The 11919-nt window shown below is 73.3% G+C and carries 12 protein-coding genes; 4 read left to right on the forward strand and 8 right to left on the reverse strand.

The features are described 5' to 3' along the window. The first annotated feature begins 45 nt into the window (after nucleotides 1-45). Nucleotides 46-489, forward strand: coding sequence for a MarR family transcriptional regulator (locus tag BGO91_RS20295; RefSeq protein WP_290474551.1), 444 nt, complete (start codon nucleotides 46-48; stop codon nucleotides 487-489). Here BGO91_RS20295 and BGO91_RS20300 read toward each other — a convergent pair. Genes BGO91_RS20300 through BGO91_RS20310 form a run of 3 tightly spaced genes read right to left on the reverse strand, consistent with a single transcriptional unit; the run spans nucleotide 461 to nucleotide 3530 of the window. Next, entirely contained in the window at nucleotides 461-1498 is a 1038-nt protein-coding gene (locus BGO91_RS20300) for an iron chelate uptake ABC transporter family permease subunit (RefSeq protein ID WP_290474552.1), read from the reverse strand. The two genes, BGO91_RS20295 and BGO91_RS20300, sit on opposite strands and share 29 nt — an antisense overlap. Beyond that, complete coding sequence (locus BGO91_RS20305) at nucleotides 1495-2505, reverse strand: iron ABC transporter permease (protein ID WP_290474553.1); 1011 nt, start codon at nucleotides 2503-2505, stop codon at nucleotides 1495-1497. The genes BGO91_RS20300 and BGO91_RS20305 overlap by 4 nt, the downstream gene beginning before the upstream one ends. Continuing rightward, complete coding sequence (locus tag BGO91_RS20310) at nucleotides 2502-3530, reverse strand: iron-siderophore ABC transporter substrate-binding protein (RefSeq protein ID WP_290474554.1); 1029 nt, start codon at nucleotides 3528-3530, stop codon at nucleotides 2502-2504. The genes BGO91_RS20305 and BGO91_RS20310 overlap by 4 nt, the downstream gene beginning before the upstream one ends. A 100-nt stretch (nucleotides 3531-3630) precedes the next feature. Between BGO91_RS20310 and BGO91_RS20315 the strand changes: the two genes are divergently transcribed. Continuing rightward, nucleotides 3631-4572, forward strand: coding sequence for a siderophore-interacting protein (locus tag BGO91_RS20315; RefSeq protein WP_290474555.1), 942 nt, complete (start codon nucleotides 3631-3633; stop codon nucleotides 4570-4572). Between the two features lies 1 nt (nucleotide 4573). Here the strand turns inward: BGO91_RS20315 and lepB are convergent, their stop codons facing one another. Further along, nucleotides 4574-5305, reverse strand: a complete 732-nt coding sequence (gene lepB, locus BGO91_RS20320; RefSeq protein WP_290474556.1) for a signal peptidase I — start codon at nucleotides 5303-5305, stop codon at nucleotides 4574-4576. Between the two features lie 157 nt (nucleotides 5306-5462). Between lepB and BGO91_RS20325 the strand changes: the two genes are divergently transcribed. Together BGO91_RS20325 and BGO91_RS20330 are read left to right on the forward strand one after the other, a co-directional pair. After that, nucleotides 5463-6848 carry a M23 family metallopeptidase gene (locus BGO91_RS20325; protein ID WP_290474557.1) on the forward strand — a complete coding sequence of 462 codons (1386 nt, stop codon included), beginning with the start codon at nucleotides 5463-5465 and terminating at the stop codon, nucleotides 6846-6848. Between the two features lie 79 nt (nucleotides 6849-6927). Next, the gene (locus tag BGO91_RS20330) at nucleotides 6928-8262 is read left to right on the forward strand and encodes a hypothetical protein (RefSeq protein WP_290474558.1); all 1335 of its coding nucleotides are present in this window, start codon (nucleotides 6928-6930) and stop codon (nucleotides 8260-8262) included. Between the two features lie 24 nt (nucleotides 8263-8286). On the opposite strand, the gene BGO91_RS20335 is transcribed toward BGO91_RS20330, so the two are convergent. The 4 genes from BGO91_RS20335 to BGO91_RS20350 form a co-directional block, all read right to left on the reverse strand. Then, on the reverse strand, nucleotides 8287-9501 hold the full coding sequence (locus tag BGO91_RS20335) for an MFS transporter (RefSeq protein ID WP_290474559.1): 1215 nt from the start codon (nucleotides 9499-9501) through the stop codon (nucleotides 8287-8289). After that, complete coding sequence (locus BGO91_RS20340; RefSeq protein ID WP_290474560.1) at nucleotides 9498-10118, reverse strand: GntR family transcriptional regulator; 621 nt, start codon at nucleotides 10116-10118, stop codon at nucleotides 9498-9500. Before BGO91_RS20340 ends, BGO91_RS20335 begins: the two co-directional genes overlap by 4 nt. Nucleotides 10119-10166: 48 nt before the next feature. Next, nucleotides 10167-11549, reverse strand: a complete 1383-nt coding sequence (locus tag BGO91_RS20345) for an LLM class flavin-dependent oxidoreductase (RefSeq protein ID WP_290474561.1) — start codon at nucleotides 11547-11549, stop codon at nucleotides 10167-10169. A gap of 77 nt (nucleotides 11550-11626) precedes the next feature. Continuing rightward, entirely contained in the window at nucleotides 11627-11896 is a 270-nt protein-coding gene (locus tag BGO91_RS20350; RefSeq protein ID WP_290474562.1) for a hypothetical protein, read from the reverse strand. Between the last annotated feature and the right edge of the window lie 23 nt (nucleotides 11897-11919).

The following is an 11919-nucleotide window of genomic DNA, read 5'->3' on the forward strand; positions in this document are numbered from 1 at the left end:
ACGGCCATCGACAACACGATCCCGGACGAGTTCCGCACTTGGTTCGTGGAGCGGTTCGCCGCCTACTGGGGGTCGCGGGGCGCTCCGCACATCGAGGGGCGGATCGCCGGCTACCTGCTCCTGGACGACTCCGGCGGCGTGTCGGCGGAGGAGCTCTCCGCCGTGCTCGGCGCCAGCCGCGGCTCGGTCTCGACCTACACGCGCCGGCTCGTGGAGGCCGGTTTCGTGCAGCGCGTGCGGCGCGAGGGCGAGCGGACCCACTACTTCGTGATGGATCTGGACGTCTGGGGCGGGTTCCTCCGCGCCGAGCAGGACTACCTGCGCGATCAGCGCGTGCTGGCCGAGCGGGCGCTCGCCGTCGTGCCGGAGCAGGGGCGCGCGCACGAGCGGCTGCGCAACATGCGGGACTACATGGGCTGGATCGTCGAGGAGGGCGTGCTGCCGGAGCGGTGGGAGGCCTTCAAAGCCGCCCGCGACGCAGCCGGCTGACCAGGAGCACCCCCAGGTAGCCTCCGCCGACGGCCGCGGTGAGCACGCCGACCGGGAGACCGCCGAGCGCGCCCACCTGCTGGACCGCCAGGTCGGCGAGCACGACGATCGCGGCGCCGGCCAGGGCGGAGACGGCGAGGTTCGCGCCGCTGCGCCCGAGCAGCATCCTCGCGATGGGCGGGGCGGTGAGGGCGACGAAGGAGATCGGCCCGGCGACCGCCACCGCACCGGAGGCGGCCACGAGCGAGACGACGATCGCCGCGGTGCGGGTGCGTCCGGAGGCGGCGCCGAGGCCGTCCGCGACGTCGTCGCCGAGCTCGAGCACGGCGATGCGATGGCGGAGCACGGCGGCGGCGGGCACCACGAGCGCCAAGGTGAGGGCGATCACGGCGACGTCGGCGACGCCGGTGCTGTTGAGCGAGCCGACGAGGTACGCCGCCAGCTGCGACCCCTGGTCGCGGAGCACGACGCTCACCGCGTACTGCGTGAGGGCGGCGGCCATCGCGGTCACGGCGATGCCCGCCACCAGCACGCGGCCGGGGGAGGAGAAGCCGCGTCCGGTCGCGATCCACACGACGGCCAGCGCGATCGCGCCGCCGGCCACTGCTCCGACGGGTGCCGGCACGATGGGCGCGAACAGGGCGCACATCGCCACGCCGGCGCCCGCCCCGGAGGCGAGCCCCACCATGTCGGGGCTGCCCAGCGGGTTGCGCGTCACGGTCTGGAACAGCGCGCCCGCCAGGCCGAGCGCAGCGCCCACCCCGGCCGCGGCCAGCAGGCGCGGGCCCCGGAGCCGTTCGAGCACGAACGCGGTCTTGCCCGACGAACCGGTGAGCAGGGCGGCGGGGAGCTCGGGCAGCGGGATGCCGAGGCGGCCGAGCGTGAGCGTCGCGACGGCCGCGACGAGCAGCACGGCGGTCAGGGCGACGACGACGCGTCGTGTCCGCCGGGCCCGCAGGGAGCGTCGAGCCGGGCTGCGAACCGGCCGGACCGCCGTCGTGCCGGTCACGTGAGCGCCTTCCCGCGCCGCACCGCGACCAGCAGGAACGGCGCGCCGACGAAGGCGGTCACGATGCCGACCATCAGCTCGCCGGGGCGAGCGACGACGCGGGCGACGATGTCGGCCGCCAGCAGCATCCCTGCGCCGAGGAGGAGGGCGGCCGGCAGCTGCCAGCGGTGGTCGGGGCCGACCAGTGCGCGGGCGACGTGCGGAACGGCGAGGCCGACGAACGCGATCGGCCCGACCGCGGCCGTCGCGGCGGCGCAGAGCAGCGCGGCCGCGCCGATGCCGCCCCAGCGCACCCGCTGCACGCGCACGCCCTGCGCCGCCGCGACGTCGTCGCCGAGCGCGAGCGAGTTGAGCCCGGGCGCCAGCACGATCGCCAGGACGAAGCCCAGCACCAGCAGCGGCGCGACCTGCGCGGCGGTGTCGAGGCCGCGGCCGGCGAGCGAGCCGACCACCCAGTGCCGGAACGAGTCGAAGACCTTCGGCTGCAGCAGCGTCATCGCCTGGATGTACGCCCCGAGCACGGCGCTCAGCGCGGCACCCGCCAGGATGAGCGTGACCATGCCGCGCGACCGTGCGCCGATCGCGACCACGAGCAGGGCGGCGAGCAGGGCACCGGGCAGGGCGGCCAGCACGAGCGCGCCGCCGGTCGCGTCGAACAGCGCGACCGCGGTGACGACGGCAGCGGAGGCGCCGACGGTCACGCCGAGCAGGCCGGGATCGCCCAGCGGGTTGCGCGTGACGCCCTGCACGATGACCCCGGCGACGGCGAGTGCGCCGCCCACGAGCATCCCGAGCACGGTGCGGGGGATGCGGGCGGCCACGACCTCCCGGGTGAACGCGTCGCCGCCGCCACCGAGCGCCGTGAGGACGTCGCCGACGCCGGTCGCCTTGCTGCCCGCGAACAGGCTGACGACGGCGACCACGACGAGCGCGGCCGCCGCCGCGACGAGGACGATCCCTCGCAGCGACGCCGGCCGCGCGCGACGTGCGTCGGCGGTGACGGTCACCGGCCGGCGCGGGCGAGCGCCTCGTCGATCATCGGCACGTAGCGCTCGAGCGCCCACGGCACCGTCAGCGGGTTGATGATCGAGGAGCCCGTCACGAACGGCTGGTCGGTCGGCGCGACGACCGCGCCGCGCGAGACCGCCGGGATGGCCTGGTAGAGCGGCTGGGCCTCCACCTCGGCGCGGTTGGCCTCGTCGGAGTAGAAGGTGAAGATCAGGTCGGAGCCCTTCAGCTTGTCGGCGTTCTCGAGCCCGATCACCGCGGAGTCGGTGCCCTCGGTCTCGTCGAACGTGGTCACCACCGGGTCGACGGTGAGCCCGAGGGCCCTGACCATCGCCACGCGCTGCTCGTCCGGGAAGAAGACGCCCAGCGTGCCCGGGCCGGTGTTGTAGACGTACGAGAACGTCACCCCCGCGTACTCGGGGTGGTCGGCGGTGGCGTCCGCGAACCGCTTCTCGATGCCGTCGATCAGGCCGGCCGCCTTGCCGGGCTCGCCCATCGCCTTCGCGATCGTGGTGATCTGGTCCTGCCAGGTGATCGTCCAGGGGAGCTCGGGGTACGCCACCGTGGGGGCGATGTCCTTCAGCACGTCGTACTGCGCCTGGGTCACCCCGGACCACGGGGCGAGGATGAGGTCGGGCTCGAGATCGACGATCGCCTCCACGTCGAGCTCGGTGCCGCCGGTGAACTGCTCGGGGAGCTTCTCCCCGGACTTCTGGACGGCGTCGTGGATCCAGGGCAGGTAGCCCGATTCGTCGCTGCCCCAGGGGTACTCCTCGACGCCCACCGGGACGGTGCCGAGCGCGATGGCGGTCTCGGCCGAGCCCATCCCGAGCGTGACGATCCTCGTGGGTTTGTGGTCGATCACGGCCTTTCCGAGCGCGTGGGTGATGGTCACGGGCGCGAAGCCGTCGTCGGCGGAGGTGGAGCCGGTGGCTCCACTCGAGCAGGCGCTGAGCAGGAGGGCGGAAGCGGCGATTCCGACGACTGCGAGGGCAGTGCGGAGACGGCGGGGGCGGCGGGGCATGGGGTCCTTTCGGTCGCGCGAGGCGAAACGATTGGTTAGTGTAGCCTTACCTTAGTTTAATTTTCAATTCTGCTGAAAGTTCGAGAGGATCCGCACCCGAGTGTCCACCACCGCCCCGACCCGGACGGACCGCCCCGCCTACCGTCCGTACCGCGCCCGCGTCTCCGCCGTCCAGCCGCTCAGCCCGCACTTCACCCGGGTCAGCTTCCGCAGCGACGACTTCGAGCACTTCGGGACCGAGGGGCTCGACCAACGGATCAAGCTGCTCTTCCCGCTCGCGGACGGCACGTTCTCCGACCTCGGGTTCGACGACGAGGACTCGATCGCGGCCGGCGACTGGTACGAGCGGTGGCGCGCCCTGCCCGAGCACCGGCGCAATCCGTTCCGCACCTACACCGTGCGCGTCTCCGATCCGGCCGACCGCCGCGTCGACATCGACTTCGTCTCCCACGGCGACGGCGGCCCCGCTGCCCGCTGGCTGCTCGCGGCCGCGCCCGGTGACGAGCTCGTCATCGTCGGCCCGGACGCCCGGAGCACGACGACGGGCGTCGGGATCGACTGGCACCCGGGAGGCTGCACCGACCTGCTCGTCGTCGGCGACGAGACCGCGGTCCCGGCCATCGCCGCGATCCTCGCCTCCCGCCCCGACGACTGCACCGCGCACGTGTTCCTCGAGGTGCCCTCGGCCGATGACGCGCTCGCGCTGGAGGCCCCGAGCGGAGTGACCATCACCTGGCTCGCGCGCGGGGACGCGGAGAGCGGCAGCGCGCTGGTGCCCGCGGTCGAGCGGTGGCTCGGCGAGCATCCCGAGGTCGTCGCCCGGGCCGCGGCCGACGGACGGCAGCCCCTGGCGAGGGTGGATGTCGACCGCGACGTGCTCTGGGAGCTGGCGGAGAACACCGAGACCGGCTTCTACGCGTGGATCGCGGGGGAGTCCGCCGCGGTCAAGACCCTGCGCCGCCTGCTGGTGCGCGGGCACGGCATCGACCGGCACCGCGTGGCGTTCATGGGCTACTGGCGACGGGGCCGCGCCGAGAACTGAGCTACTTCTTCTTGTCCTCGACCCCGGCGAAGGTCTCGGGGTAGTCGCTGAGCCACGACCAGTGGCTGAGCGGCCAGCTCACCACGAACGCCTTGCCGACCACGTCGTCGAGCGGCACGAAGCCGCCGCCCGGGTCGTCCATGTGGTAGCGGGAGTCGGCCGAGTTGTAGCGGTTGTCGCCCATCACCCACACCTTGCCCGCGGGCACGGTGACGGAGAACGGCTTGCCGGAGACCTGCTGCACGCCGGCGGGGAGGAGCACGTACGGCTCCTTCAGTGGCACGCCGTTGACGCTCATCTGGCCGAGCGCGTTGCAGCAGCTGATCTTGTCGCCCGGCAGACCGATGAGGCGCTTCACGAGGTGCTGGTCGCTGTCGGAGGCGCCGAGGCCGACGAAGTCGAGCACCGCGCCGACGCCCTTCTGGAGCGCGTTGCTGTTGTCCGGGGCGGGCGCGGGCAGCCAGCCGCCCGGATCCTTGAACACGACGACGTCACCGCGCTGCAGCGGGAAGACGCGCGGCTGGAGCTCGTTCACGATGATCCGGTCGTTGATCTGGAGCGTGTTCTCCATCGACCCGGACGGGATGTAGAAGGAGCGCGCGACGAACGTCTTGATGAGGAACGAGACGAGCACCGCGACGACGAAGATGACGACGACATCCCGCAGCAGCGACTTCCACCCGGATTTGCGAGTGGCGCGGCGAGGGCGGGTCGTGGCGGTGCTGTCGGTCACAATGGTTCACCGTACCGTGCGGAGGCTGTGAGCCGCATCCGACCTGACGGCCGAGTCTTGTCCCGGACCCCGGCGCGGTGGGAGCATCGGAGGGCGGGCGCTGCCGCGTTCGGCGTGGGCCCGCGTGATCATGCAGAGCGCGCAGCGAAGTCGGCGGGTGGGGTCACGACGCGGGACACCGCGCCGCGCTGGTCCCCTGCGGGCCGCGAACGCGCTGGCCCTCGTCTCGGCGCTCGCGCTCGGCGGTCTGGGCGTGCTCGCGGCGCCGGTCACGGCCGCGTCGGCCGAGGACTGCGTGGCGACGGGATGCGCGACGCCGACGCCGTCGCCGACCCGCGGGGAGAGCGAGACGCCGACGCCCACGCAGACGCCGACGTCCACCCCGACCCCGACCCCGACGCCGACGCCGGATCCGACCGGGACGTCGACGCCGACTCCCACGCCCACGCCCACCCCGACTCCGTCCGGCACCCCGACGACTGCGCCCCCGGCGAGCGGGGCGCCCGCTCCGGCCCCGACGGACGACATCCCGCTGGCGGTGCCCGACCTCGGCTCCGGCCCGGTGGTCGACACGGCCGAGGTCGCCCAGGCCGCGCAGCTCGCGAGCGACCTCGCCGCCGCGCAGGAGCAGTTGGCGACGGCCTCCCAGCAGTCGCGGGAGGCCCAGAGCGAGCAGGAGCAGGCGACGACGGTCGCCGACGCCCTGAAGGCCCAGGCGAAGGCGGCGGAGAAGCGCGCCGCGTCGTCGGCTGCCGCGGCGGCCGCGCTGGTCCGCGCGGCGGTCTCGCGCGCCCCGACCGAGGATCCGCTCGCGGCCGTCCTGGACGGCCCCGGCAACCTGCTGGGCAAGCTCGGCGCCGTGGACCGGCTGCGCTCGCTGTCGGCCGACGGGGAGCGCACCATTCGCGCGGCCGGCGCCGACGCCCGCGCCGCCGCCGCCGCCCGCACGAAGGCCGACCGGGCGGCGCAGGCCGTCACCGCCGTCGACGTGTCCGGCTCCGAGCAGGCCGTCGCCGACGCGCAGTCCCGCGTCGACCTCGCCGTCGCGGCCCTCGCCGCCGTGCCGACGGTGCTCTCGGCCGACACGGGCTGGCAGACACTGACGGTCGATCCGTCCCTCATCCCGGACGGCTGGACGCTGCCTGTGCACGGCCCCCTGACCGACGGCTTCGGGCCGCGCCCCTCGCGGCCGGCCGGCACCGCCCTCTTCCACCCGGGCGACGACATCGGAGCGGCGTGCGGCACCACGATCGTCGCCGCCGCGGCCGGGACGGTCGTGGAGGCGGGGCCGAACGGGTCGTACGGCAACTTCGTCCTGATCGACCACGGGGGCGGCGTGGAGACGGCGTACGGGCACATCCGCGACGGCGGGATCGGCGTGACGGTCGGTGAGGTCGTCGCCGCCGGGCAGGCCATCGCGCAGGTGGGCTCGACGGGCGCCTCCACCGGCTGCCACCTGCACCTGGAGGTGCGGGTCAATGGGCTGCAGATCGACCCGATGCCGTTCTTCGCGGCCCGCGGCGTGACCATCGGCACCCGCTGACGAGCCTCCCCGCGCACGGATCCTGCGCGTTCGCCGGTTGTTCTCGGCGAGGTCGCCGGGTGGGCGTACCGTGCAGAGCATGACCGAACTCACGGAGCTCGTCGGGTCATGGATGCGGCGCCAACGGTGGTATTCGACCAAGAGCGTCGAGCCGCGACTGCGCCTCCTCGCCTCATTCGAGCTCGAACCCGCCGAACCCGGCCTCCGCATCGTCACCCATTTCTTCTGCGACGATGCGCCGCGCACGCCACGCGTCTATCAGGTGCCCGTCGTCGCGCGCCCGGACCGCGACGGCGATGCCGCCGCGCTCATCGGCGAGGCCGGCGGACGCTTCCTCTACGACGGACCGACGGAGGAGGCCTACGTCGCCGCCCTCATCGGCCTGATGACCGGGGCCCAGCGGTCGGAGGGGCGCGACGCCCACGCGCAGGGCCACGCGCTCGGCGAGCCGATCGAGGTGCGCTCCTCGCGCCGCCTGACCGGTGAGCAGTCCAACACCTCCATCGTCGCCGAGCTCGCCGGCGACCGCCTCGCACTCGTGAAGGTGTTCCGCGTCGTCCAGGACGGCGAGAACCCCGACGTCTCGACGCTCGCGGCGCTCACCTCGGGCGGCTCGCGTCGCACCCCGGCCCTGCTCGGCTGGCTGACCGGCGAATGGCCGTCGGCGAGCGGAGGCCGTGCGGGCGGAGAGCTCGCGCTCATCCAGGACTTCCTCGTCGGGGCCGAGGACGGCTGGGAGCTCGCCGTCTCGGCCGCCGAGCACGCGGAGGACTTCGCCGATCGCGCCTTCGACCTGGGCCGCGGCACGGCGGAGCTGCACCGTCAGCTCGCCGAGGCCCTCCCGACCCGTCCGGCGGGCACGGACGACGTGCGGCAGGCGCTCGACGCCATGTTCCGCCGGCTGACCGTGACCACGACCGAGGTCCCCGAGGTGGGGCTCCTGCGGCCCGGCATCGCCGCCGTCTACGAGGCGGCCGCGGCGGCCCCGCTCCCGGTGCTGCAGCGCATCCACGGCGATCTGCACCTCGGCCAGGTGCTCCATTCGCCCGACCGCGGCTGGCAGTTCATCGACTTCGAGGGCGAACCGCTGCGTCCGCTGGCCGAGCGCAGCCTCCCCGACTCGACGATGCGGGATGTGGCGGGCATGCTCCGCTCGTTCGACTACGTCGCGGGGTCGCTGGCGCAGCGCCATCCACCCGTCGACGCCGAAGCCTGGGCCTCCCGCGCCCGTGATGCGTACCTGGAGGGGTACGCGTCGGTGGCCGGTGCGGAGCTGGACGAGCACCACGCGCTGCTCGACGCGTTCGAGCTCGACAAGGCCGTCTACGAGATCGCCTATGAGGCGCGGCACCGTCCGGCGTGGATCCCCATCCCGCTGCGGGCGGTCGAGCGGCTGCTGGCGACGCGGGTCTGACCCGCGACGCCCCGGCGGCCGCTCCTACGCCTCCGCCGTGCGCGGCAGGTGCTTCGTGTAGGACGCGAGCAGGGCGACCGCCGAGAGCGCGGCGAGCACGATCAGCGCCAGGAACAGCCCGACGGTCGACAGCGGCGGGGTGAGCGCCGCCATGATCGTCGGGACCAGGAAGCCGGCGTACGCGACCGCGTAGAAGACCCCCGTGAGCCCGGCGAGATCGCGCGGCGTGGCGATCCGCTGCACCTCCAGCAGCCCGGAGACCAGGGCGATGCCCATCCCGGCGCCCAGGATCACGGCCGCGACGACGCCGAGGACGAGCGAGCGGGAGACGACCGCGCCGGTGAGCACGATGAGCCCGCCGGCGATCGTCGCGAGGGCGGCGACCAGACCGCGCGCGCTCGACACCGAGTGCAGCCGCTTCGCGATCGGCTGGACGAGGGAGGCGACGCCGAGCGCGATCACGGTGAGCAGCGTCGCGTAGCCGAGCCCCCACTCGCCGGTCTGCGCGCCGAGCAGCACGGGCAGGTAGCCGTAGGCGAGCGCGGCCGCGGCGAAGATCCACGGCGCGGCGACGAGCACCACGCGTCGGAACCGTTTGTGGCCCGCCGCCGGGATGCGCAGCTGGGCGAGCAGCGGTCCGCGCTCGCCGCCGGTCGTCGCCGTCTCGGGGATGCGCAGGACGATCCACGCGAGCGGGAGGGTCAGCGCGATGTGGACGAGGAACGGGAGCTCCTCGCCGAAGGCGGTGAACTGCGCGATGCCTCCCGCGACCAGGGCACCCGCCGCCGAGCCGAGGGTGAAGGCGAGGGAGGCGCGGCGCGCTCCGGCCGCGCCGTCGACGCCCGGCTCGAACCGGCTCGACGACACCTCCTTCATCCAGCTGGTGCCGACCGCCATCGCGATGCCCACGGTGATGCCCGACAGCAGCCGGCCGACGTAGATCGGCACCGGCCCGAGCGCGCCGAGGGCCAGCGCGGCGCTCGCGAGCACGGCCGTGATGACGCCCGCCAGCATCAGCGGGCGGCGGCCGTGCCGGTCGGAGAGCGCTCCGGCGACGAGGAGGGCCGGCGCGAGCCCCAGCACGTAGACGCCGAGGAACATGTTGACGGTGAGCTCGGAGTAGTGCTGCACGTCCTTGTACATCAGCAGCAGCGGGCTGAACTGGTTGCCGCACCACGAGCAGACGAACATGACGGCGAAGACGCCGCGCCAGGGGGAACCCGCGATCCGGCGGCTCACAGTGCGCCCTGGTTGCGCGCGATGTGCGTGCGCAGCAGCCCCGGGTAGTCACCGCCGCTGCGGAGCGCGTCGAGCAGGGCCTCGTGGTCGGCGAGCGAGTCGCCGAGGGTCTCGGGCCGCACGCGGAACAGCTGGTGCCGGATGCGCTGCTGCCGGTCGCGCAGCAGCCCGTAGAAGTGACCGGCGAGGTCGTTGCCGGACGCGTCGACGACGGCCGCGTGGAACCACTGGTCGGCCTCCACGAACCGCTCGACGTCGCCCTCGGCGATGGCCGCGCGCTGCTCGGCCAGGGCCTCCTCCAGCGCGGACCGCAGCGCCTCGTCGGCGCCCCCGCCGTCGCGCACGCGGGCGGCGGCCGTGGCCTCGATCGCCTCGCGGAGGTCGAGCACGTTCTGCGCCTCCCGGGGCGACATCGGCACGACGATCGCGCCCCGGCGCGGCTCGAGGGTGAGCAGGCCCTCCGCCGCGAGCCGCAGGAACGCCTCGTGCACCGGGGTGCGGCTGACGCCGATCTCCGCGCCGAGCTGGGCCTCGCTGAGCAGGGTCCCGCCGGGCGCCTCGCCCGAGAGGATGAGGCGTTTGGCGTGACTGTAGGCGTGCTCGGCGGCGGGGATCATGCCTTCAGTGTACGCCTTGCATGCAAGCTTGCGTGCAAGGCGGCCGGCTCACCCCTGCGCCGGCGCCCCGACCCGGTACTTCGCTGCCCGATGCGTCTCGGGCACGCGGTCGCCGGCGCCGTGCAGCTTGTTGCGCAGCGACCCGGGCGCGTAGTCGGTCGGGTAGGCGCCGCGCTTCTGCAGCTCCGGGATGACGAACTCCACGATGTCCTCGAACGTGCCGGGGGTGATCGCGTAGGCGAGGTTGAACCCGTCCACGTCGGTCTCCTCCACCCACTCCTGCAGCTGGTCGGCGATCTCCGCGCCCGAGCCCACGATGAACGGCCCCAGACCGCCGATCGCGCCGTTGCGGCCGATGTCGCGCACCGTCCACTCGCCGCCGTCCTCGTTCGGCCGCTGGAAGTTCGCGACCGCCGACTGGATGGCGTTGCTCTGCACATGGCCGATCGGCTCGTCGAGGTCGTACTGCGACAGGTCGACGCCCATCCAGCCCGACATGAACACGAGCGCGCCCTCGTCGCTGGTGTACTGCAGGAAGTCCTCGAACTTCGCCTGCGCCTTCTCCGGCGTCTCGTCGGTGATCACGGTAAGCAACGTGTAGATGCGAGCGGCGTAGCGGTCCCGGCCCGCGGCCTCCAGCGCGTCGCGCAGCTTGGCCACCGTCTCCTTCAGCCCCTCCTTCGTGGAGGCGGCCACGAAGATGGCCTCCGCGTTCTCGGCCGCGAAACCGATGCCGCGCTTGGACGCGCCCGCCTGGTAGATGACGGGGGTGCGCTGCGGGCTCGGCTCGGAGAGGTGGATGCCCGGCACGGTGAAGTGCTTGCCGCTGTGCCCGATCTCGTGCACCTTCGCCGGGTCGGTGAACACGCCCGTCTCGCGGTCGCGGACGACGGCGTCGTCCTCCCACGACCCCTCCCACAGCTTGTAGAGCACCTCGAGGTACTCGTCGGCGTGGTCGTAGCGGTCGTCGTGCTCCAGCTGGTCGTCGTGCCCCATGTTGCGCGCGGCCGACGGCAGGTAGCCGGTCACGACGTTCCAGCCGACGCGTCCCTTGGTCAGGTGGTCGAGCGTCGACATGCGGCGCGCGAACGGATACGGGTGCTCGTAGGCGGTGCCCGCCGTGATCCCGAAGCCCAGGTTCTCGGTCACCAGCGCCATCGCCGACACCAGCAGGATGGGGTCGTTGACCGGCACCTGCGCGCCGTGCCGGATCGCTGCCTCGTTGTCACCGCCGTACACGTCGTAGGTGCCCAGCACGTCGGCGATGAAGATCCCGTCGAACCGCCCGCGCTCCAGCAGCTTCGCCAGCTCGGTCCAGTACGTGAGGTCCTTGTACCGCCACGCCTGGTCGTCGGGGTGGCGCCACATCCCGGAGGACTGGTGGGCGACGCAGTTCATGTCGAAGGCATTGAAGCGGATCTGACGGGTCATGCGGTCCAGGATGCGGGACGCGGGAGGCGGGCGCACCCCCGGCGTCATCGTGCGTAATCAACGTCGCACGGCCGGCGTCATTCGATCCGCACGACCGTGACCTCATCGTCCGTCGTTGAAACGAGCTCCTGCGTCGCGATGCCGACGATCACGAGGATCGAGGTCGCGGCGGCGACAAAACCCACGGCAGCGACGAGGGGCCCTCGTCGCCTCTCGCCCCTCCGGAAGAGGAGCACCAGCGCGACCACAGCCGTCCCGAGCCCGACCAACCACGCAACCGGATGCATGAGCATTGCCAGGGCCGAGACGGCTGCGGATGCGCAGAGCCACCATTCGCTACGTTGCACGGACCTTTTCCAGGCGCCTCCGC

Origin of the sequence: Leifsonia sp. 71-9, assembly GCF_001898805.1 — a bacterium.
GTDB lineage: Bacteria > Actinomycetota > Actinomycetes > Actinomycetales > Microbacteriaceae > Leifsonia.

Bases quoted from the DNA above. Each gene is read 5' to 3' on its own strand.
- BGO91_RS20310 (WP_290474554.1), bottom strand. From the start codon at position 3,530: ATGCCCCGCCGCCCCCGCCGTCTCCGCACTGCCCTCGCAGTCGTCGGA.
- BGO91_RS20330 (WP_290474558.1), top strand. From the start codon at position 6,928: ATGACCGAACTCACGGAGCTCGTCGGGTCATGGATGCGGCGCCAACGG.
- BGO91_RS20340 (WP_290474560.1), bottom strand. From the start codon at position 10,118: ATGATCCCCGCCGCCGAGCACGCCTACAGTCACGCCAAACGCCTCATC.
- BGO91_RS20345 (WP_290474561.1), bottom strand. From the start codon at position 11,549: ATGACCCGTCAGATCCGCTTCAATGCCTTCGACATGAACTGCGTCGCC.